This window comes from Kitasatospora sp. NPDC022856 (assembly GCF_055561235.1).
Genome location: NZ_JBVHHE010000006.1, coordinates 286067 through 306419, shown reverse-complemented (window position 1 = coordinate 306419; position 20353 = coordinate 286067). Strand labels below are relative to the sequence as shown.

Sequence of the window (20353 nt, the reverse complement as noted above, 5' to 3'; positions counted from 1 at the left end):
AGAGGTCGTCCAGGACGGTCACCTGGTGTCCCGCCTCCAGCAGGTGGGCGGCGACCACGCTGCCGACATAGCCGGCGCCACCCGTGACCAGGTACTTACTCATGATGAGACCTCCAGCGGGCGATGGTCCGCCGGTGGGCGGCCATCGGTGACGTACGTACGACTGGGGCCTATTGTCCCTGGCCGCGGGAGTGCTCCGGACCGCCGGCCGGACCGCCCGCTCAGTCCCGCGCCATCCGCTCCAGCAGTCCCGTCCGGGCGGCCACCGCCGCCGCCTCCAGCCGGGTCCGCGCGCCGAGCTTCATCAGCACCCGCTGGACGTGCGTCCGGGCGGTGCTCGCCGCGATCCGCATCCCGGCGGCGATCGCCGCGGTGTCCTCGCCGTCCGCGATCCGGGCCAGCACCTGCACCTCACGGCGGGTCAGCAGCCGCAGCAGGCGGAGCGCTTCGTCGTCCGGCTCCGCGGCCGGGCGCAGCAACTGGTCGAAGGCGCCCCGGAGCACGTCCACCGCGACCGCCGCCTCCCCGGCCCGGGCCCGCCCGATGGCCCGCTCGACCACCTCGATCCGCTCGTCGCTGGGCACGTAGCCCGCCGCGCCCGCCGCGAACGCACCGGCCACGCCCCGCAGTTCACCGACCGGACCGAGCACGATGACGGCCACCTCGGGCCGCTCCCGGCGGATCCGGCGCAGCCCGTCGAAGGCCCCGGGATCGGCCGGACCGGCCACCCCGAGCAGGCACACCTCGGGCCGGCGCCCGGCCACCAGGTCGGCGGCGGACCCGGCCGGCGAGCCGACCGCGAGCACCCGGTGACCGCGCAGCTGGAGCGCGGTGGCCAGCGCCTCGGCCAGCAGCCGGTGGTCGTCGACCACCACGAGTCGAACGCCCATGACACCCTCCCCGTCGGGGTCCGGCCCGCGCCCGCACCCGGTGGGGCGGGCGGCCGATGACGCACCATCACAGCGCATTCGGCACCCGGCCCGCTAGCCCGCCTCCGGCCCGGCGACGGCGGGCGGACACGAAAAAGACCCTCGCCGTTGGGCGAGGGTCTTTCACTTTGAGCCCCCATGCGGAATCGAACCGCAGACCTTCTCCTTACCATGGAGACGCTCTACCGACTGAGCTATAGGGGCGAACCGGTCGAACAAGGAAGACATTACACGGCCGACGGCCCGGAAGGGAAATCGGCTCCGACCACCCGATCGAGGACATCCGACCCCCTCGCCGACCCCCGCCCGAAGGTGCCGCACCGGCGTCGTACAGCCGGTCAGGCGTCGGGGTGAGCCCCGTCGAACACCTCGCGCGCGGCGAGCATCTCCGCGGTCCGCTCCTCCGTCCAGCGACCGACCGGCGCCAGCAGCGCGGACAGCTCCCGGCCGAGCGGCAGCAGGTCGTAGACCACCCGCGGCGGCGTCTCGGGGTACACCGTGCGCCGCACCAGGCCGTTGCGCTCCAGGGTGCGCAACGACTGGGTGAGCATCTTGCGGCTGACCCCGTCCACCGCGCGCTGCAGCTCGGAGAACCGCTGCGGACCGAACTCGCCGAGGCTCATCAGGATCAGCATCGTCCACTTGTCCGCCAGGTCCGCGAGCATGGCGCGGCTCGGACAGAGCTGGGCGAAGACATCGAGGTCCTGGGCCTGCTCCGGCCCGGCCGGGGAGCGCTCCTGCGTCGTCATGCCCTCCAGGGTAGCCCTCCGGTCTCCAATCCATTCTTGGTAACTCATGGAGACCTGGTCTACATTAGAGACCACGGACGGGGCGGCGCCCAGCCGCCGTCCCCGGCCTCCCCTGCCGTTCCTTTTCGCGCGTCCCACCGAGGAGCACCCAGCCATGACCGCCATCCGCCCCACCGTCGCCATCGCCTACCACTCCGGCTACGGCCACACCGCCGTCATCGCCGAGGCCGTGGCCCGCGGCGCCGCCGCGAGCGGTGCCGAGGTCGTCACCGTCGCCGTCGACACCATCACCGAGGAGCAGTGGGCCCGGCTGGACGCCGCGGACGCGATCGTCTTCGGCTCGCCCACCTACATGGGCACCGCCTCCGGCGCCTTCCACGTCTTCGCCGAGGCCAGCAGCAAGCGCTGGTTCGGCGACGCCTGGCTGGACAAGGTCGCCGCCGGCTTCACCAACTCCGCCTCCAAGAGCGGCGACAAGTCCGGCACCCTCGGCTTCTTCCAGACCCTCGCCGCCCAGCACGGCATGAACTGGGTCAACCTGGGCCTCAAGCCGGGCTGGAACTCCTCGACCGGCACCGAGCACGACCTCAACCGCCTCGGCTTCTTCGCCGGCGCCGCCGCCTCCACCCCGTCCGACGGCGGCACCGACGCCGTCCACCTGGCCGACATCGCCACCGCCGAGCACCTCGGTGACCGCGTCGCCAAGCACACCGCGATCCTGCTGGCCGGCCGCGCCGCCCTGACCCCCGTCGCCGCCTGACAGTGAGCCGAGTCACCCGGGGTGCCGAGCCGCCCACCGGGGCCGGCAGCACCACCGCGCGCTACGCCGCCGGGTCCGCCCCCAGGACGGGCGCCCGGCGGCGTCCGCTGTCGGCCCCGGCCAGCGCGAGGTCCGCACCGCTGGTCTCCGGCAGCAGCCGCAGGCAGCAGAGCGACACCAGCCCCAGCGCCGCCAGGTACCAGCCGACCGGCTCCGCCGTCCCGTAGACGTCGGTCAGCCTGGTCGCGATCAGCGGCGTCGTCGCACCGCCCACCACCCCGCCCAGGTTGTACGTCAGCGCGGCGCCGGTGTACCGCACCCGGGTCGGGAACAGCTCCGGCAGGTACGCCGCCAGCGGCCCGAGCAGGCACCCCAGCACCACCATCGACCCGGCCAGGGCCAGGAACATCAGCGGCCGGCTCACCGTCTCCAGCAGCGGGAACAGCAGCAGCGACCAGAACACCGCGAGCCCCGTCGCCACCTGCAGCATCCGCCGGCGCCCCCACCGGTCACTGCGCCGGGCACTCACCCAGACCGTCACGGCCTGACCCGCGACGCCCGTCAGCAGCATCGACAGCACCACCGTGCCGGGCACCCCGAGCCCGGTCGTCGCGTACGCCAGGGCGTACGTGGTGGTCAGGTAGAACAGCGCGTACCCGACGGTGATCGCCCCGCAGCCGGTCAGCACCGTCCGCCAGTGCCCGCGCAGGACCTCCAGCACCGGCGGCCGCGTCCGCGCCTCACCGGCCCGGAACAGCGGCGTCTCCTCGATCCGCAGCCGCACGAACAGCCCCATCGCCACCAGCGCCAGCGACGCCAGGAACGGCACCCGCCAGCCCCAGCCGTGGAACGACCGCTCGCTCAGCGCCAGTTGGAGCACCAGGAAGATGCCGTTGGCCAGCGCGAAGCCGATGGTCGGCCCCAGTTGCAGGAACGCCCCGTACCGCCCGCGCCGCCCGGCCGGCGCGTTCTCCGCGATCAGCAACGCGGCCCCGCCCCACTCCCCGCCGAGCCCGACGCCCTGGCAGACCCGCAGCAGCACCAGCGCGGCCGGCGCCCACCACCCCCACGCCCCGTACCCCGGCAGCGCACCGACCAGCGCCGTCGACAGGCCCATCAGCAGCAGCGACACCACCAGCGTGGCCCGCCGCCCCAGCCGGTCCCCGAAGTGCCCGAACACCACCGCCCCCAGCGGCCGGGCCAGGAACGCCACCGCGTACACCGAGAACGCCGCCAACAGCGCTCCCACCGTGCCCAGGCCCGGGAAGAACACCCCGCCGAAGACCAGCGCGGCCGCCGTCCCGTAGATGAAGAAGTCGTAGAACTCGATCGCCGTACCGATCAGCGCCGCCGCCGCGGCCCTGCGCAACTGCGCCGACCGGCGGGCTTCCTGCGTATCCATACCGCCACCCTGGCGACCCCCGCACCCCCGCGACAGCGCCCACCCGGGTGACGACGGCGCACAACCGGTACCTCACGCCCGCCCCGCACCACGGCCACCACCGACGACGACTGCCCGGCCACCGGGGCTCACCCCAGCGGCCGGGCAGTCGGACCGTCTCCCCTAGCGGGCGTACGGATTGTCGCTCGGCGGAGCCGGCGGCCCGTACGACGGCGGCCCCGGCGGCACCCCGGGCCCGGCCTGCGGCGGAGCCTGCGGGTACCCCACCGGAGCGGGCGGCGCCTCGACGGCCGGCGCGGCGGTGGCCGCCCCGCGCCGGCGCAGCACCAGGAACACCACGCCCGCCACGAGCACAAGCCCGACCACCACGGCGACGACGATCGGCAGCGCGCTGCCGGAGTCGGACGCCTCGGCGGCGGGCGGCTGCGCGGCCGGCGGGGCCGCCACGGGGGCACTGTTCGCGGTCTGCGGCGCGCTCGCCGCCGCCGAAGCACCGGTGGACGCGCTCGCCGAGGGCGACGGGGCGGCCGACGGCGAAGCCGAGGGGGCCTCGACGGCCTTCTCGGGGATCGGGGACACGTCCGCCGGCCCCGGGTCCCCCGGCGTGGTCAGCGCGATCCGGGGCCGGACCGCGCCGTAGCCGACGTTGTCGGCCCGGGCGGCGCCGTCACTCGGCTTCCCCGCGGTGTTGATGAGCACCCGCAGCACCTGGTTGGCGGTCCAGTCGGGGTGCACCGCCCAGACCAGCGCCGCCGACGCGGAGACCAGCGCGGTCGCGTCGGAGGTGCCGTGGCTCTTGCAGTACCCGGTCTGGCCCGTGCAGGCGTCGACCATATCCATACCGGGCGCGACAAGATCGACCTGCGGCCCTTGCTCCGACTCCGACGTCACCACACCGTTCCGGTCGACCGCACCCACCCCCACGACACCGGGCAGACCGCCGGGGTACTCGACCAGGTTCCCGCTCTGAGCGGAGTTCCCGACGCTGGCGACCACCAGCGAGCCCTTCGCGTTCGCACCGGCGATCACCCGGTTCAGTTTGGCCACGTCGTCCGGAGAGGTACTGGGGGCGGCCATGCCCTGCGAGATGTTGATGACCTTGGCGCCCTGCTCGACGGCGAAGGTGATGGCCTGACCGATCTGGTCGAGGAAGTCCGCCGAGGTGACGGCACCCTCGTTGCCGTTCCGGATCTTCAGCGGAAGGATCTTGGCCCCGGGCGCCAGACCGTAGGCCCCGTTGCCCCCCATGCCCTTCCCGGATCCCGCGATGAGACTGGCCATCTGCGTGCCGTGGCCGGTGGCCGAGGCACCCACTCCGCCCGGAAGGCCGCTGAAGTCCTTACCCGGTAGCAACTGCCCCACCAGGTCCGGGTGATCCAGCTTGAACCCGCCCTCGATCACCGCGACCGTGACGCCCTGCCCCTTCGAGGTCTGCCACATCTCTGGCGCACGCATGGCATCCAGGTGCCACTGGTCGTTCCGGATCGAACCCTCCGCAGCGGCCGGAACCACGGCTGGGCCCACTACAACGCCTGAGGCCAGCAGCGCCACGGCGAACATTCGCCCACCGACCCGTACATCCGTTCGCCGCATCACGACTCCTCGTTGTCTCCCCGTCACCGAGGACCATGCCCCGGACAGGTCTGCCCGGCCACCGGGGGAGCCCAGTGGCCGGGCAGTCGTCACAGTCCTACTCAATCACGCCCGGATTGCTCTGCGGCGTACCGCTCGTCCAGGTCTCCTCGTCCTCGTGCAGGTAGTCCGCACGCTTGCGACGGTCGCGCTCGCTCTTGCCCGCGTGACCCGACATGCCGGGACCGCCCGCCATGCCGTTCTGGCCCGAGCGCGGCCCGTTCTCCCCGCCCGCACCGCCCGTGGCACCCGCCCGGCTCCGCAGGCCCGTGCCACCGGGAGTGAACGCACCCCCCGCGGCCGGACCCTTGGTCCCGCCGACCGTGCCACCGGTGGTCGAGGTCAGGCCTCGACCGCGCGAGCTGCCACCGGAGGCTCCGCCACCGTGACCGCCGCCCATGCCCGGGTGCATACCGCCGCCCGAACCGCCCATGCCGTTGCCGGCCGCGGACCGACCGCTGCCGCCCTGGGCTTCACGCGATCCGAAGGGCTGTCCGCCGCCGGGCAGCCCGGACGGGGTTCCCTTCGGGGGGACCGAACCACCGCCGCCACCGAACGGGTTCGTCCGGCCCGAGGCCGGAATGGTCGGACTGTTCCCCTTCGGGGGGAGCGAACCGCCACCGGGACCGAAGGGGTTGAACGGCAGGGGCCCGCCGGGCTGACCGCCGGGGCCGACCGGAAGCCCGTGCGTTCCTCCCGGGCCGTTCGGCGGGAAACCGCCGGGCCCGGTCGGCGCCACCGGACCGGTGGGAGAGGTCGGCAGGGTGGGCACGCTGTCGATGCCGGTCCCCGGTCGGTGGATCACCGGAGACGACGGGTCGGGCGTCGGCCCCGGGATGCCCGGGTCACCCGGCAGCGGCACCGGCGTCGGGCCGGGGCGCGGCGGGACCGGGTCGATGTGCCCGGGCCCGGTCGGGACCGGCGTGGGCGGACGGGGGGTCACCGAGCCGCCGCCTCCGCCACCGGGTGGCGGGCTGTAGCTCCCGCCACCGCCGCCGCCACCCGTGTTGGGGTTGGGGGCGTAGTGGCTGGAGCCCGTTCCGCCGCCGCCACCACCGGGCACATAGTCCGACGAACTGTCCCGGTCACCCCCCTGGCCTGGAGTCCCCGGCAGGGGCGGCAGCTCCAGCGAGTTCAGCTTCGTGGTCGCCGCCTCGTAGGCCTGCCCCAGCTTCACCATCTGGTTGATGGCTTCCTGGTGCTCCTGGTCGACCTTCTTCTTCGCCGCCGCGGCCTCGGTCGCGGTGACCCAGTTGGAGTCGACCTTCTTCATGATCTGGTCGGCGGAACTGCCCACACCGCCGTACTTGATCTCCAGCAGCGGGGTGATGGTGGGGCACGGCTGGCTGTTGTGCTTGTTGACCGTCTCGACCTCGGCCTTGGGGACGTCGGGCACCGCGGTCTTGGCCGTGCTGAGCGCCTCGCCCGCCTGGTGCATGGCATCGCCCGCGCCGGTGGAGTAGTCCCCGATCAGCGCCGCCGACTTGTGGAAGTTCCCGGCCCAGGTCTTGAAGCTCTCGGCGGCCGGCCCCTCCCAGGAGATCTGGTCGACATGAGCCTTGAGTGCCTGGCTGAGCTCCTTCAGGACCTTGCCGGCCGCCTGCAGCTGGGTACCCCGGCTGAGGACCTTGCCGGGGTCGGTGCCGGCGACCATGGCCTTGAGCTCTTCGTGCTTCTTGCCTTCGAAGTCTGTTCCGCCTGCCATTACTTACTCCCCGTCCTACCGAAACTCCTGCCCCTGACCGGCATCAGAAGGCCACCTTCGGGCCCGGCCCGTTCGGCCCCGCCGCCGGGTTGACCACACCGGCGTTCTTCGCGACCGCCTGCTGGGCGGCCGTGGTGTTCTCCTCGTTGCCGGCGTAGTTGCCCGCCGTCTGCGCGACCGCCGTCTTCATCGCCTCGATCTGGGAGACGAAGTCCTTGTGCAGCTTGACCAGGGCGTCGTGGGTCTTCCCGTACGCGGCCGTCAGGTCGGTGGACTGCGTGAAGCCCTTGCCGAAGTTGTCCGCGTGCAGCCGCTGTTCCTGGAGCTTGTAGGGCGCGGCCTCCGAGCCCTCCATCGCCTGGAGCAGCGCCTCGATCTTCTTCGCGAAGGCGGTCAGCGTGTCCAGCTCGATCTTGACGTTCTTGCTTCCGAAGGCGGACACCAGCGCCGAGGCGCTGACGTTCGTCTCCACGGCCCGGACGACGTTGTCGACCACGCCGAACATGCCGCCGAACCAGCCGCCGCCATGGGTCCCGAGCGTGAACGGCTTGTCGTCCGGAGGCGCCGTCACGCCGTTCGTCCCGGCTTCTCCGCCTACAGGTGCGTCAGCCACCGCAAATCCACCTCTCCCCCGCGTGCGGGGCGGCCCGTGGGCCGCCGCACCGCAACACACCGTCAACTTCTCGGTCTTACAGTCGTACTCGGCGTGCCGCCCGCCGTCCGGACAGCAGTCGCCTGAGCCATCGTAGCCACCCGCTCCGTCAGGTCGGCAGGGCCGGTGCCCCAGGGGCGTGCGATCGGTACGAACTTGACACGTACAGGTCCCGGCGGCCCCCACCCGGCCGACCGCTAGACTGGCCGGGTCCGGTTCGGCCGGGTACGACCTCATCTGCCGCGCAATGTCGCACAGCAGCGACCCTCCGCCCCGCCCACCCGCGTGCGAGGCGGCTCGCAGCGGAATGGATGTGATCACGTGCCGTCCCGGTCGTCCGGTCCCGTACGGCGGAGCACCTCCTGGTGGGCGCGGGCCGCCCGCCCGGCCCGGCCCCCGCTGCCGCTCGCGCCGACGGTGCGCGCGGCGGTCGGCATGGCGGTGCCGCTCGCGCTCGGGCTGCTCACCCACCACCTGGACCTCGGCGTCTTCGCGGGTCTCGGCGCGATGCACGCCACCATGAACGACCGCGTCGAGCCCACCCGGCTGCGCGCCCCGCGGATCGCCTCGGCGGTGTCCGCCTCCGCGCTCGGCATGCTGATCGGCACCGCCCTGCAGGAGTTCCACCCCCGGGGGCTCCTGTCGACCGCCCTGGCCATCGGTGCGGCGCTCACCGCCACGGCGTTCGTGTCCGGGGCGCTGAGCGCCACCGGGCCGCGCGGGTCCGCGGCGGGGATGCTGCTGCTGGTCTCCGCCGCGCTGGGGAGCGGAATGCCGCTCGCCCGGCCGTGGTGGGCGGCCGCGCCGATGATGCTGGCCGGGGCCGCCTTCGTGGTCCTGCTCGGCCTGCCGGGCCGCAGCCACCGCCGCCCGCGCGCCGACCCGCGCACCCGGGCGCTCGCCGCCGCGTACGACGCGCTCGGCGCCACCCTGGCCGACCTGGGCACTCCGAGGGGCGCCGCGTCGCGCCAGGTCCTGACGGCCCGTCTGAACCAGCTCCAGGACCTCCTCCCGCTGCCTCGCCCCGGGGTGCCCGAGGCCCCCCGCACCGTCCGGCTCCGCCGGATGTACGAGGCGGCGCTGGCGGCCACCGAGGCGGCGAGCGGACTGCTCTGGGCCTGGCGGCCCGTCCCGCCGGAGGCCGCCGCCGTCCCCGGGCTCCTCGCCCGGGCCGTGGAGCGCGGCGGCGGCGAGGTGGCGGTGCCCGACTGGCAGCCCGACACGCCGTCCCGGCAGGCGCTGGACGCGGCCCTGCGGGCGGCCGCCGAGACCGTCGCCGGGCGCGAGGCCGCCCTGGGGACGGCGCCACCGCCGCCCCCGGACCCGTGGCGGCTGCGCGTGCGGCTGCTCTCCCGGGAGTCGGTCCGGTACGGCCTGCGGGTGGCGCTCTGCATCGCGGTCGGCTCGGCCGCCACCGCCTCGTTGCCGCTCAGCAAGAGCTACTGGGTGCCGATGACGATCGCGTTCGTGCTCAAGCCGGACCTCGGCTCGGTGTTCCTGCGCGCGGTCAGCCGCTCGGTCGGCACCGTACTGGGGGTGGCGGTGACGGCGGGGGTGCTCCTGCTCACCACCGACGCGTGGGCGCTGACCGTGATCGCCGCGCTCTGCGTGGCCCTGCTGCCGTACGCGACGGCGGCGCACTACGGCCTGAACACCGTCGCCATCACCCCGATGGCGCTGATCCTGCTCCAGCTCGGCGGGCAGAGCGGCGCGGCCGAGTTCTGGCCCCGGGTCCTGGACACCGCGCTCGCGAGTGCGATCGTGCTGCTGTTCGGCTACCTGCTCTGGCCGGAACGCCCGCGCCACCGGATCGAGCCCCGTCTGGTCGACGCGACGGCCGCGCTCCACGCCTACCTCGCCTCGGTCACCGGAGAGACCCGGCCGATCCCGGCCGCCGCCACCCAAACCCCCGCCACCGCGCACGCCCCCGCCACCGCACAAGCCCCCGCCACGCCGGTCGCCGAGGTCTGGCTCCGCCGCACCGCCTACCGCGCCCTCGCCGACGCCCGCCGGGAGGTGCAGCAGGGTCTCACCGAGCCGCCGCCCACCGGCCGGCTCGCCGAACGGTGGCTGCCCGCGACCGCCGCGCTGGAGCGCCTCAGCGGCGCCGTGGCGGCGTACGCGGCACAGATCCGGTACGGCGGCCGGGTCCCCGACCCGGGCGAGGTGGAGCGGGTCCGGCGGGCCCTGGACGACCTCACCGCGGCCGCCCGCGCGCACCGGCCGCCGACCCGGCCGGCGGCCCGTCCGACCCGGCCGCACGACCCGGCGCGCAGCGCGCTGGGCCGTGCGGCGGACGAACTCGAAACGCTCCTCGGCGACCGAGGCCGACCAAGCTGACCAGGCAGACCGGGCCGACCAGGCAGACCAGGCCGACCGGCCACCCGTCCCCGACCGGCTGTGCCGGCCCGACGGGCCAGGCCGGCCAGGCCCTCAGACCTGCTCGGCCAGCTCCATCCAGCTCATCTCCAGCTCCTCCTTCTCCTCCCGAACACCGCGCAGCTCGGTGTCCAGCTCCGCGACCTTGGAGAAGTCGGCGGCGTGCTCGGCCAGTTGGGCGTGCAGCTTGGCTTCCTTCTGGTCCAGCTTGGCGATCTGCCGCTCCAGCTTCTGCATCTCCTTCTTCGCCGCCCGCACGTCCCCGGCGGACGGGCCGGCCGACGCCGCCGCCACGACGCCGGCCGCGGCCGCCGGCACCGCGGCGGCCGCCATCCGGGCGCGCCGCTCCAGGTACTCGTCGACGCCGTTGGGCAGCATCCGCAGCTTCTTGTCACCGAGCAGCGCGTGCACCACGTCCGTGGTGCGCTCGATGAAGAACCGGTCGTGGCTGATCACGACCATCGAGCCGGGCCAGCCGTCGAGCAGGTCCTCCAGCTGGTTCAGCGTCTCGATGTCGAGGTCGTTGGTGGGCTCGTCGAGGAACAGCACGTTGGGCTCGTCCATCAGCAGCCGGAGCAGCTGCAGCCGCCGCCGCTCGCCGCCGGAGAGGTCGCCGACCGGCGTCCACTGCTTGTCCTTGCCGAAGCCGAACTGCTCACAGAGCTGACCGGCGCTCATCTCCCGGCCCTTGCCGAGGTCCACCCGGGAGCGCACCTGCTCGACCGCCTGCAGCACCCGGGTCTCCGGCTCCAGCTCGGCGACCTCCTGCGAGAGGTAGGCCAGCCGGACCGTCTTGCCGACCTTGATCACACCGGAGGCGGGCTGCACGTCGCCCTCCGAGGCGTACGCGTCGCGCATCGCCCGCAGCAGCGAGGTCTTGCCGGCGCCGTTGACGCCGAGCAGGCCGATCCGGTCGCCGGGGCCGAGCTGCCAGGTCAGGTTCTCCAGGAGCAGCTTCGGGCCGGCCGTGACGGTCACGCCCTCCAGCTCGAACACGGTGCGGCCGAGCCGCGCGTTGGCGAACTTCATCAGCTCGCTCTTGTCCCGCGGGTCCGGCACGTCGGCGATCAGGGCGTTGGCGGCCTCGATCCGGTAGCGCGGCTTGGAGGTCCGGGCGGGGGCGCCGCGGCGCAGCCAGGCCAGCTCCTTGCGGGCGAGGTTCTGGCGCTTCTGCTCCTCGGTGGCCTCGATCCGGGTGCGCTCGGCGCGGGCGAAGACGTAGTCGGAGTAGCCGCCCTCGTACTCGTGCACCGCGCCGTGCTGGACGTCCCACATCCGGGTGCAGACCTGGTCCAGGAACCAGCGGTCGTGGGTGACGCAGACGAGCGCGGAACGGCGGTTCTGGAGGTGCTTGGCGAGCCAGGCGATGCCCTCGACGTCGAGGTGGTTGGTGGGCTCGTCCAGGACGATCAGGTCCGGCGAGCCGAGCAGCAGCCTGGCGAGGGCGATCCGGCGGCGCTCGCCACCGGAGAGCGGGCCGATCACGGTGTCCAGGCCCTCGGCGAAGCCGGGCAGGTCGAGGCCGCCGAAGAGGCCCTCGATGATGTCGCGGATCCGCGCGTCGCCGAGCCACTCGTGGTCGGCCCGGCCGGCGATCACCTCGTGCCGGATGGTGGCCTTCGGGTCGAGCGAGTCGTGCTGGGTGAGGACGGCCATCTCCACCCCGCCGGCGTGGGTGATCCGCCCGCCGTCCGGCTCCTCCAGCTTGGCGAGCATCCGGATCAGGGTGGTCTTGCCGTCCCCGTTGCGGCCGACGACGCCGATCCGGTCCCCTTCACTGACGCCGAGGCTGACCCCGTCCAGAAGGGCCCGGGTGCCGTAGACCTTCGTGACGGACTCGATGGTGGCGAGGTTGACGGCCACGTGTGCTGCGCTCCTGGATTCGGCGGTCGGGGCCGCGCCGATCTCCCGGTACGCACCCCATTCGGGGTCGCCCCGATCTCCCCAGCCTAACGGGGAAGCCGGCGGGGCCCGCTACGGCAGTACGCCGGCCCCCGGGACCGGGCCGTACGTCGCGTGCGCGGTGCGGCAGGTGCCGGACGCGCGCAGGGCCTCGGCGACGGCGGCCGCCGCCTCGGCGTCCTTGGCCAGGAAGGCGCAGGTGGGGCCGGAGCCGGAGACCAGGGCGCCGAGGGCGCCGGCCTCGGTGCCGGCCCGCAGGGTCGCGGCGAGCGACGGGCGCAGCGAGAGGGCGGCCGACTGGAGGTCGTTGGCGAGCGCACCGGCCAGCGCGACGGGGTCACCGTCGGCGAGGGCGGCGAGCAGGGCGGGGTCGGCGTCGGGGGTGGGCACCTCGGTGTCGCCGGAGCCGGTGCCGGCCTCCTCCCGGAGGCGGTCGCACTCGCGGAAGACGGCCGGGGTGGAGAGTCCGCCGTCGGCGACGGCGAAGACCCAGTGGAAGGTCCCGGTGACGGGCAGCGGGTCCAGGATCTCGCCGCGTCCCCGGCCCAGGGCGACGCCGCCGAGGAGGGCGAAGGGCACGTCGGAGCCGAGTTCGGCGGCCAGTTCCAGCAGCGTCCCGGCGGGGGTGCCGAGCTCCCACAGCGCGTCGCAGGCCACCAGGGCGGCGGCGCCGTCGGCGCTGCCGCCGGCCATCCCGCCGGCCACCGGGATGGCCTTGGCGATGTGCAGCCGCACGTCCGGGTCGCCGAGGCCGTGCCGGGCGGCGAGCAGCCGGGCCGCGCGGGCGGCGAGGTTGCTGTCGTCGAGCGGGACGGCGGCCGCGTCGGGGCCGGAGCAGGTGAGGGTGACGCCCTCGCCCGGCCCGGCGGCGCTCGCCGTCACCTCGTCGCCGAGGGCGACCGCGAAGAAGACGTTGGCCAGGTCGTGGAAGCCGTCGGCGCGCAGCCCGCCGACTCCCAGCTGGACGTTGACCTTGGCGGGGACGCGTACCGTGATCACTCGGACTCCGGCTTCACGGGCTTGTGCTCGGCGATGGCGGCGAACTGCTCCACCGTCAGCATCTCGCCGCGCAGCTTGTGGTCGATGCCGGCGCCGGCGAGCGCCTGCTCGGCCGCGGCCGGGGAGCCGGCCCAGCCGGCGAGGGCGGCGCGCAGGGTCTTGCGGCGCTGGGCGAACGCGGCGTCGACGACGGCGAACACCTCGGTGCGGCTCGCGGTGGTCCGCGGCGGATCGCGGCGGATCAGCGAGACGAGCCCGGAGTCGACGTTCGGCGCGGGCCAGAACACGTTGCGCCCGATGGCGCCGGCCCGCTTCACCTCGGCGTACCAGTTGGCCTTGACCGAGGGGACGCCGTACACCTTGTTGCCGGGCTTGGCGGCGAGCCGGTCGGCGACCTCGCTCTGCACCATCACCAGGGTGCGCTCGATGCTGGGGAAGGTCGCCAGCATGTGCAGCAGCACGGGGACGGCCACGTTGTAGGGCAGGTTGGCGACCAGCGCGGTGGGCGGCGGGCCGGGCAGCTCGGTGACCTCCATGGCGTCGCTGAGTACCAGGTCGAAGGCGTCCGCCTTGCCGGGCAGCCGGGCGGCGACGGTGTCCGGCAGGTGCCGCGCCAGCACCGGGTCGATCTCGACCGCGGTGACGTGCCGCGCGACCTCCAGCAGGGCCAGCGTCAGCGACCCGAGCCCGGGCCCGACCTCCACCACGGAGTCCTCGGCCGTCACCCCGCCCGCCCGGACGATCCGCCGGACGGTGTTGCCGTCGATGACGAAGTTCTGGCCGCGCTGCTTGGTCGGCTTCACACCGAACGCGGCGGCCAGCTCCCGCACGTCGGCGGCGCCCAGCAGGTGGATGTCAGAGGTGGGATCGGTGGTGCTCACGCGCCAAGGATACGGGCGCGGGGAGCCCCCGGGGTTCGGCCACCGCGGCGGGGGCGCTCACCACCGGGTGCGGCGGCGCGCATGTCCCGGCGGAGCGCCCGGTCCGGTCGGCTCAGTACCCGAAGGCCCTGGCCGTGTTCGCCGCGATGGCGGTGGCCAGCTCGTCCTCGTGCAGCCCCAGCGTCGCGGCCATCGAGCGGACGGTGACCGGGATCAGGTACGGCGCGTTGGGGCGGCCGCGGTACGGGTGCGGGGTGAGGAAGGGTGCGTCGGTCTCGACCAGCACGCGGTCCGGCGGGGTGGCGGCGAGGGCGTCCCGCAGCGGCTGGTTGGCCTTGAAGGTGACCGGTCCGGCGAAGGACAGGTACCAGCCGTGCTCGGCGCAGGTCCTGGCCATCGCGGCGTCGCCGGAGTAGCAGTGGAAGACGGTCCGCTCGGGGGCGCCCTCCGCCAGCAGCACCGCGATGACGTCCTCGTGGGCGTCGCGGTCGTGGATCACCAGGGCCTTGTCGTGCCGCTTGGCCATCTCGATGTGCCGGCGGAACGACTCCTTCTGGATCGCCACGCCCTCGGGACCGGTCCGGAAGTAGTCCAGGCCGGTCTCGCCCACGGCGCGGACCTGCGGCAGCGCGGCGAGCGCGTCGATCTCGGCGAGGGCGGCGTCGAGCGCGGCGGCGCCGCCGGCCGGGCGCTGCTGCCCGGACCAGCCGTCCGGGTCGCCGAGGAAGATCCGCGGCGCCTCGTTGGGGTGCAGGGCGACGGCCGCGTGCACCTGCTCGAACTCGGCCGCCAGATCGGCGGCCCAGCGCGAGCCGGGCACGTCGCAGCCCACCTGGACGACGGTGGTGACGCCGACGGAGGCGGCGCGCGCCAGGCCCTCGGCGGGGGTGCCGGACTGCATGTCCAGGTGGGTGTGCGAGTCGGCGACCGCCACCGCCAGCGGGGCGGGCAGCGGCGGTGGCGTCGACCGGTCGTCGTCCTTCTTCGCCATCAGGCGGCGGGCTTCTCTTCGAGGCGCGGGAACAGGATCTCGCCCTTGGTGACGGTGGCGCCGGCGGGCAGCCGGCCCCAGTCCGCCGCGGTGGCGACGGTCTGCGCGGACAGCGCGCCGAGACCGGCGGCCTCGGCCCCGAGCGAGACCCAGAGCTTCTCGGCGGTGGCCGGCATCACCGGGTTGAGCAGCACGGCGGTGGCCCGCAGCGCCTCGGCGGCGGTGTAGAGGATGGTCGCGAGGCGCGCCCGGCCCTCCTCGGACTCGTCCTTGGCGACCTTCCAGGGCGCCTGCTCGGTGAGGTAGCCGTTGACCTGCTTGATGAACTCGAAGACCGCCGCGAGGCCGCCGGCGAAGTCCAGCTCCTCGCCGATCTTCCGGTCGGCGGTCGCGACCGCCGCCGTCAGGCCGTCCGCGACGGCCTGCTCGGCCGGGCCGTGGGCCGGCGAGGCCGGCAGCGCCCCGTCGAAGTACTTGCCGACCATGGCCGCCACCCGGGAGGCCAGATTGCCGAAGTCGTTGGCCAGCTCGGAGGTGTACCGGGCGGTGAAGTCCTCCCAGGAGAACGAGCCGTCGGTGCCGAACGGGATGGCCCGCAGGAAGTAGTAGCGGTAGGCGTCCACGCCGAAGTGCGAGGTGAGGTCCTGCGGGGCGATGCCGGTCAGGTTGGACTTGGACATCTTCTCGCCGCCGACCATCAGCCAGCCGTTGGCGACGACCCGCTTGGGCAGCGGCAGTCCGGCGGCCATCAGCATGGCCGGCCAGATCACCGCGTGGAACCGCAGGATGTCCTTGCCGACCAGGTGCACGGAGGCCGGCCAGAGCTCGGCGAAGCGCTCCGGGTCGGTGCCGTAGCCGGCCGCGGTGATGTAGTTCTGCAGCGCGTCGACCCAGACGTAGAGGACGTGCTTCTCGTCCCAGGGCAGCGGCACGCCCCAGTTGAAGGTCGAGCGGGAGATCGAGAGGTCCTTGAGGTCCTGCTCGACGAAGCGCAGCACCTCGTTGCGGGCCGTGGCGGGCTGGATGAAGTCCGGGTTCGCGGCGTAGAACTCCAGCAGCTTCGGGCCGTACGCGGAGAGCCGGAAGAAGTAGTTCTCCTCCTCCAGCCACTCGACCGGCCGCTTGTGCACGGCGCAGAGCTTCTCGCCCTCGGTGGCGCCGTCCAGCAGCTCGGCGGGGAGCTTGTACTCCTCGCAGCCGACGCAGTACGGGCCGGAGTAGCCGCCCTTGTAGATCTCGCCCTTGTCGTAGAGGTCCTGGACGAACTCCTGCACCCGGTCGGTGTGCCGCTCCTGGGTGGTGCGGATGAAGTCGTCGTTGGCGATCTCCAGGTGCTGCCAGAGCGGCTTCCACGCCTCCTCGACCAGCTTGTCGCACCACTCCTGCGGGGTGACGCCGTTGGCCTCGGCGGTGCGCAGGATCTTCTGACCGTGCTCGTCGGTGCCGGTCAGGTACCAGACCTTCTCGCCGCGCTGGCGGTGCCAGCGGGTCAGCACGTCGCCCGCCACGGTGGTGTAGGCGTGGCCCAGGTGCGGGCGATCGTTGACGTAGTAAATCGGGGTGGTGACGTAGTACGCCGGGGTCGCGTCCCCGGTGGTGCTGTGTTCTGCAGTGGCCGCCATGGTCGGCAAGCTTAATCGGGTACGGGGGCGGCCCTCGACCCGTGCCCACCGGGGGCCGGCGCCGCCCGCCCGCCGGCGCCTCGCGCCGGTCCCCGGTCGGCTCCCGCTCCACCGGGTCGTCCGGCCGTCGGTCCGCCGACCGGCCGCCGAACCGTCCTCCCGGGCTCAGCCCGTCACGCGCGCCCAGAGCCGGGCCAGGCGTCCGCGCGGCGCGGCGGGCGCGGCCACCGGCTGGGCACCGGCCGGCTCGGCGTGCGCCGAGTAGCCCGGGGCGTGCTGCCAGGACTTGTCCGCGCTGGCCACCCGGCCCTCGCGCATGATCCGGACGGTGTGGCCGCCGCAGCCCGGGCAGGTCGGCTTGAGCAGCGGCGACGGCACCCGGACACCGTTGGCGTGGTACTCGAACACGACGTGCCCGTCCCGGGCCATGTGGTGCTCGATGTCATACGCCTGCTCCCAGCCGTATCCGCAGCTCAGGCAGGCGAAGGAGTAGGCCTCCCGGACGGTCTCGACAGGGGTCTGCGGCCGGCCGGTCAGGCCGGGGTCGCTCAGCGCATTGCCACCGCGGGGGCTACCGATCGTCTCGCTCATAGCAGTCTCCCAGCGCCCGCCGGACGCTCGCCCGGCTGGGTCTTTCCATCCCAGGAAATGCCCGGATCGCCCCGGCCGATGCCCCTCTTGTGAAGACTTGGACGCGGATTGGGAATCCCTATACGAAAGGGTGGATCCTGACCGAGAACCACGGCCAAAGCTTCAGCTCGGCGGGCGTTTACCGGGGCCTTCACTCCAAGGTACGCGCCCCCGTCACGCCCGGCACCTGCGGCTTTCAGGCCGGGCCGGCCGGCGTGTTCTTGGCCGCCACCACCGCGTCGAACACCTCCCGCTTGGGCAGCGCCAGCTCCGCCGCGACCGCCGCGATGGCCTCCTTGCGGCGCTCCCCGGCCTCCTCCCGGACAGCCACCCGGCGGGCCAGCTCGGCCGGGGTCAGCTCGGCCGGGGCGGCCGGCGGGGCGCCCGCGACCACCACGGTGATCTCGCCCCGGACCCCGTCGGCGGCCCACTGCGCCAGCTCGCCGAGCGGGCCCCGCTTGATCTCCTCGTAGGTCTTCGTCAGCTCGCGGCAGACCGCGGCGGGGCGGTCGGCGCCGAACGCGAGGGCCATCGCGGCCAGCGTCTCGGCGATCCGGTGCGGGGCCTCGAAGAAGACCATGGTGCGCGGCTCGGCGGCGACCGTGGCCAGCTGGCGCGCCCGGTCCCCGGTCTTGCGCGGCAGGAAGCCCTCGAAGGTGAAGCGGTCCACCGGCAGGCCGGACAGCGCCAGCGCGGTGAGCACCGCGGACGGGCCGGGCACCGCGGTGACCTTGACGTCGGCGGCCACCGCGGCGGCCACCAGCCGGTAGCCGGGGTCGGAGACGGACGGCATCCCGGCGTCGGTCACCAGCAGCACGCGGGCGCCGCCCAGCAGCGCCTCGACCAGCTCGGGGGTGCGGCCGACCTCGTTGCCCTCGAAGTAGGAGAGCACCCGCCCGGCCGGGGTCACCCCGAGCGCCTGGGTGAGCCGGCGCAGCCGCCGGGTGTCCTCGGCCGCGATCACGTCCGCCGTGGCCAGCTCGGTGAGCAGCCGGGGCGGGGCGTCCGAGACGTCGCCGATGGGGGTGCCTGCGAGAACGAGTACTCCTGTCACGGGCCCCATCCTTGCAGTAACCGGGCCCCGGGTGTTTTTGGTGACGATTCGGGCAGCTTCGGAGGGAGCCGTCCTCCCCGAGGGAAGCGCCCCTACGATGTGGCGGATGAACGGCGACACGGCGGCGCAGACGCCCACTGGTACAGACCACACCGCGCAGGGTGGCGTCGGCGTGCCGGTCCTGACGGACCAGGCGTCCCCCGCCGTCCCCGCCCCGCGCGCGTCCGGGGAGGAGGAGCGCCCGGATCCGTCCTGGCTGCGGCGCCTGGCCCGGCACGGCTACACCCCGCCGCCGAAGGCCACGCTCGCCGAGCGGCTGGTGCCGCCGATGCCGGACGGCCCGGGCGTGACGCCGGCCCGGGTCGCCCCCTCGCCGGTCCTGCTGCGGCTCGGCGTAGCCGTGCCGGCGCCGCTCTGGTCCTGGCTCTGCCGCTGGGCCGGCTGGCTCGGCCCGCTCCTGGTGGCCCTGTTCGGCGGACTGCTCCGGTTCAGCGGCCTCGGCGAGCCGAACGCGATCATCTTCGACGAGACGTACTACGCCAAGGACGCGTACGCGCTCTGGCACGGCGGCTACGAGATCAGCTGGCCGGACGGCGCCAACGAGCAGATCATGGCGGGGTCGGCCGTGCCGTACCGGCCGGACCCGAGCTACGTGGTCCATCCGCCGGTCGGCAAGTGGATCATCGGCGCGGGCGAGCAGCTGTTCGGGATGAACCCCTTCGGCTGGCGGTTCGCGGTGGCGCTGCTCGGCACGCTGTCGATCCTGATGGTGGCCCGGATCGCCCGCCGGCTGTTCCGCTCGACCCTGCTGGGCTGCGTCGCCGGTCTGCTGCTCGCCGTGGACGGCCTGCACTTCGTGCTCAGCCGGGCGGCGCTGCTGGACCTGGTGGTGATGTTCTGGATCCTCGCCGCGTTCGGCTTCCTGCTGCTGGACCGCGACCGCACCCGGGCGAGGATCGTCGCGCGCCTGGGCGGTGCGGCGGACTCCGCCCTGGCCCAGCGGCTGAACCTCGGCTGGCGCCCGTACCGGATCGCGGCCGGCGTCTGCGTCGGTCTGACGTGCGCGACCAAGTGGAGCGGCCTGTACGTGGCCGCCGCCTTCGGTGTGCTGACCGTGCTCTGGGACGCCGGTTCGCGCCGGCTGGCGGGCGCCGGCCGCCCGTACCTGTGGACGCTGGTCCGGGACGTGGTGCCGGCCTTCGTCTCGATCGTGGTGGTCTCCGCGGTGGTCTACGTGACCTCCTGGTGGGGCTGGTTCGCCAGCAGCACCGTGCCCGGCCGGGGCGGCTACGGCCGGGACTGGGCGGTCGGCCGGGACACCGCGTTCCCGTGGATCCCGGAGGGCCTGCGGGCGCTCTGGCACTACCACTCCACGGTGTACGACTTCCACACCCACCTGAGCGATCCGCACACCTACCAGTCCAACCCGTGGAGCTGGCTGGTGCTCGGCCGACCGGTCTCCTTCTTCTACGAGTCCCCGAAGCAGGGCCAGGCCGGCTGCACCGCGAGCGACTGCGCCCGCGAGGTGCTGGGCATCGGGACCCCGCTGCTCTGGTGGGCCGGCGTGGTGGCGCTGGTTTACTGCCTGTGGCGCTGGGCCGCCCGGCGCGACTGGCGGGCCGGCGCGGTGCTCTGCGGCCTGGCCGCCGGCTACCTGCCCTGGTTCGCCTACCAGCAGCGGACCATCTTCCTGTTCTACGCGGTGGCCTTCGTGCCGTTCCTGGTGCTCGCCGTGACCATGCTGGTCGGCGCTCTGATCGGGCCGGCCGGGGCGTCCCGCGACCGGCGGATCATCGGTTCCGCGGCGGCCGGGCTGCTGGTGCTGCTGATCGTCTGGAACTTCCTCTTCTTCTACCCGCTGTACACCGGGCAGACGATCCCGATGGACGACTGGCGCAAGCGGATGTGGTTCAACACCTGGATCTGACGGTCCCGGGGTGGGAACCGTACCGACGTGGTGCGCGACACGTACCAGATCCGTCACAAGACCCGGGCGTTTCGTCGGCGCACCGAGTTCGGCTGCCTAGGCTGGTCACCGAACGCGTATCCGGCCACCTCCGGCTGCG

The 20353-nt window shown here is 73.8% G+C and carries 17 protein-coding genes and 1 tRNA gene; 3 read left to right on the top strand and 15 right to left on the bottom strand.

The genetic code is table 11. The features are described from left to right. From ACZ34W_RS10325 to ACZ34W_RS10310, 4 genes are all read right to left on the bottom strand, one after another. On the bottom strand, positions 1 to 103 hold a 103-nt coding region (locus tag ACZ34W_RS10325), incomplete at its 3' end, for an NAD-dependent epimerase/dehydratase family protein (RefSeq protein ID WP_285736291.1). Positions 104 to 221: 118 nt separating this feature from the next. Then, complete coding sequence (locus ACZ34W_RS10320; protein ID WP_329489308.1) at positions 222 to 890, bottom strand: LuxR C-terminal-related transcriptional regulator; 669 nt, start codon at positions 888 to 890, stop codon at positions 222 to 224. A 170-nt stretch (positions 891 to 1060) separates the two neighbouring features. After that, positions 1061 to 1133: transfer RNA gene (locus ACZ34W_RS10315), tRNA-Thr, on the bottom strand. A 134-nt stretch (positions 1134 to 1267) separates the two neighbouring features. After that, complete coding sequence (locus ACZ34W_RS10310; protein ID WP_329489307.1) at positions 1268 to 1678, bottom strand: winged helix-turn-helix transcriptional regulator; 411 nt, start codon at positions 1676 to 1678, stop codon at positions 1268 to 1270. Positions 1679 to 1832: 154 nt separating this feature from the next. On the opposite strand from ACZ34W_RS10310, the gene ACZ34W_RS10305 reads away from it, so the two are divergent. Further along, positions 1833 to 2438, top strand: a complete 606-nt coding sequence (locus tag ACZ34W_RS10305) for a flavodoxin family protein (protein WP_329489306.1) — start codon at positions 1833 to 1835, stop codon at positions 2436 to 2438. A 61-nt stretch (positions 2439 to 2499) separates the two neighbouring features. On the opposite strand, the gene ACZ34W_RS10300 is transcribed toward ACZ34W_RS10305, so the two are convergent. From ACZ34W_RS10300 to ACZ34W_RS10285, 4 genes are all read right to left on the bottom strand, one after another. After that, positions 2500 to 3840 (bottom strand): MFS transporter, encoded by a 1341-nt coding sequence (locus ACZ34W_RS10300; protein WP_465603072.1) that lies wholly within the window; start codon positions 3838 to 3840, stop codon positions 2500 to 2502. Positions 3841 to 4002: 162 nt separating this feature from the next. Then, positions 4003 to 5295, bottom strand: a complete 1293-nt coding sequence (locus ACZ34W_RS10295; RefSeq protein ID WP_465603070.1) for a S8 family serine peptidase — start codon at positions 5293 to 5295, stop codon at positions 4003 to 4005. A gap of 235 nt (positions 5296 to 5530) precedes the next feature. After that, the gene (locus ACZ34W_RS10290; protein ID WP_465603068.1) at positions 5531 to 7177 is read right to left on the bottom strand and encodes a WXG100 family type VII secretion target; all 1647 of its coding nucleotides are present in this window, start codon (positions 7175 to 7177) and stop codon (positions 5531 to 5533) included. A gap of 43 nt (positions 7178 to 7220) precedes the next feature. Further along, positions 7221 to 7748 (bottom strand): hypothetical protein, encoded by a 528-nt coding sequence (locus ACZ34W_RS10285; RefSeq protein WP_329489302.1) that lies wholly within the window; start codon positions 7746 to 7748, stop codon positions 7221 to 7223. 402 nt (positions 7749 to 8150) lie between these two features. Between ACZ34W_RS10285 and ACZ34W_RS10280 the strand changes: the two genes are divergently transcribed. Then, complete coding sequence (locus tag ACZ34W_RS10280; RefSeq protein ID WP_465603066.1) at positions 8151 to 10169, top strand: FUSC family protein; 2019 nt, start codon at positions 8151 to 8153, stop codon at positions 10167 to 10169. Between the two features lie 93 nt (positions 10170 to 10262). Here the strand turns inward: ACZ34W_RS10280 and ACZ34W_RS10275 are convergent, their stop codons facing one another. The 7 genes from ACZ34W_RS10275 to rsmI all read right to left on the bottom strand — a co-directional run bounded on the left by ACZ34W_RS10275 (position 10263) and on the right by rsmI (position 18287). Continuing rightward, on the bottom strand, positions 10263 to 12071 hold the full coding sequence (locus ACZ34W_RS10275; protein WP_359803698.1) for an ABC-F family ATP-binding cassette domain-containing protein: 1809 nt from the start codon (positions 12069 to 12071) through the stop codon (positions 10263 to 10265). Positions 12072 to 12182: 111 nt separating this feature from the next. Next, positions 12183 to 13109 carry a 4-(cytidine 5'-diphospho)-2-C-methyl-D-erythritol kinase gene (locus tag ACZ34W_RS10270; RefSeq protein ID WP_465603063.1) on the bottom strand — a complete coding sequence of 309 codons (927 nt, stop codon included), beginning with the start codon at positions 13107 to 13109 and terminating at the stop codon, positions 12183 to 12185. Further along, positions 13106 to 13990: a 16S rRNA (adenine(1518)-N(6)/adenine(1519)-N(6))-dimethyltransferase RsmA gene (gene rsmA / locus ACZ34W_RS10265; protein ID WP_329489298.1), complete on the bottom strand. Its 885-nt coding sequence runs from the start codon at positions 13988 to 13990 to the stop codon at positions 13106 to 13108. The genes ACZ34W_RS10270 and rsmA overlap by 4 nt, the downstream gene beginning before the upstream one ends. 112 nt (positions 13991 to 14102) lie before the next feature. After that, entirely contained in the window at positions 14103 to 14981 is an 879-nt protein-coding gene (locus ACZ34W_RS10260) for a TatD family hydrolase (RefSeq protein WP_465603061.1), read from the bottom strand. Further along, complete coding sequence (metG, locus tag ACZ34W_RS10255; RefSeq protein WP_465603059.1) at positions 14981 to 16603, bottom strand: methionine--tRNA ligase; 1623 nt, start codon at positions 16601 to 16603, stop codon at positions 14981 to 14983. The genes ACZ34W_RS10260 and metG overlap by 1 nt, the downstream gene beginning before the upstream one ends. A gap of 165 nt (positions 16604 to 16768) precedes the next feature. Next, positions 16769 to 17194 carry a hypothetical protein gene (locus ACZ34W_RS10250; RefSeq protein WP_352290646.1) on the bottom strand — a complete coding sequence of 142 codons (426 nt, stop codon included), beginning with the start codon at positions 17192 to 17194 and terminating at the stop codon, positions 16769 to 16771. 235 nt (positions 17195 to 17429) lie between these two features. Then, entirely contained in the window at positions 17430 to 18287 is an 858-nt protein-coding gene (rsmI, locus tag ACZ34W_RS10245; protein ID WP_396488731.1) for a 16S rRNA (cytidine(1402)-2'-O)-methyltransferase, read from the bottom strand. A 106-nt stretch (positions 18288 to 18393) separates the two neighbouring features. Between rsmI and ACZ34W_RS10240 the strand changes: the two genes are divergently transcribed. Beyond that, positions 18394 to 20214 (top strand): dolichyl-phosphate-mannose--protein mannosyltransferase, encoded by a 1821-nt coding sequence (locus ACZ34W_RS10240; RefSeq protein ID WP_329489293.1) that lies wholly within the window; start codon positions 18394 to 18396, stop codon positions 20212 to 20214. Positions 20215 to 20353 lie beyond the last annotated feature (139 nt).

Excerpts from the sequence above, each read along its gene's own strand:
- ACZ34W_RS10305 (WP_329489306.1), top strand. The coding sequence starts at position 1,833 with ATGACCGCCATCCGCCCCACCGTCGCCATCGCCTACCACTCCGGCTAC.
- ACZ34W_RS10240 (WP_329489293.1), top strand. The coding sequence starts at position 18,394 with ATGAACGGCGACACGGCGGCGCAGACGCCCACTGGTACAGACCACACC.
- ACZ34W_RS10260 (WP_465603061.1), bottom strand. The coding sequence starts at position 14,981 with ATGGCGAAGAAGGACGACGACCGGTCGACGCCACCGCCGCTGCCCGCC.
- ACZ34W_RS10300 (WP_465603072.1), bottom strand. The coding sequence starts at position 3,840 with ATGGATACGCAGGAAGCCCGCCGGTCGGCGCAGTTGCGCAGGGCCGCG.
- ACZ34W_RS10295 (WP_465603070.1), bottom strand. The coding sequence starts at position 5,295 with ATGCGTGCGCCAGAGATGTGGCAGACCTCGAAGGGGCAGGGCGTCACG.
- ACZ34W_RS10310 (WP_329489307.1), bottom strand. The coding sequence starts at position 1,678 with ATGACGACGCAGGAGCGCTCCCCGGCCGGGCCGGAGCAGGCCCAGGAC.
- ACZ34W_RS10250 (WP_352290646.1), bottom strand. The coding sequence starts at position 17,194 with ATGAGCGAGACGATCGGTAGCCCCCGCGGTGGCAATGCGCTGAGCGAC.
- ACZ34W_RS10290 (WP_465603068.1), bottom strand. The coding sequence starts at position 7,177 with ATGGCAGGCGGAACAGACTTCGAAGGCAAGAAGCACGAAGAGCTCAAG.
- ACZ34W_RS10320 (WP_329489308.1), bottom strand. The coding sequence starts at position 890 with ATGGGCGTTCGACTCGTGGTGGTCGACGACCACCGGCTGCTGGCCGAG.
- metG (WP_465603059.1), bottom strand. The coding sequence starts at position 16,603 with ATGGCGGCCACTGCAGAACACAGCACCACCGGGGACGCGACCCCGGCG.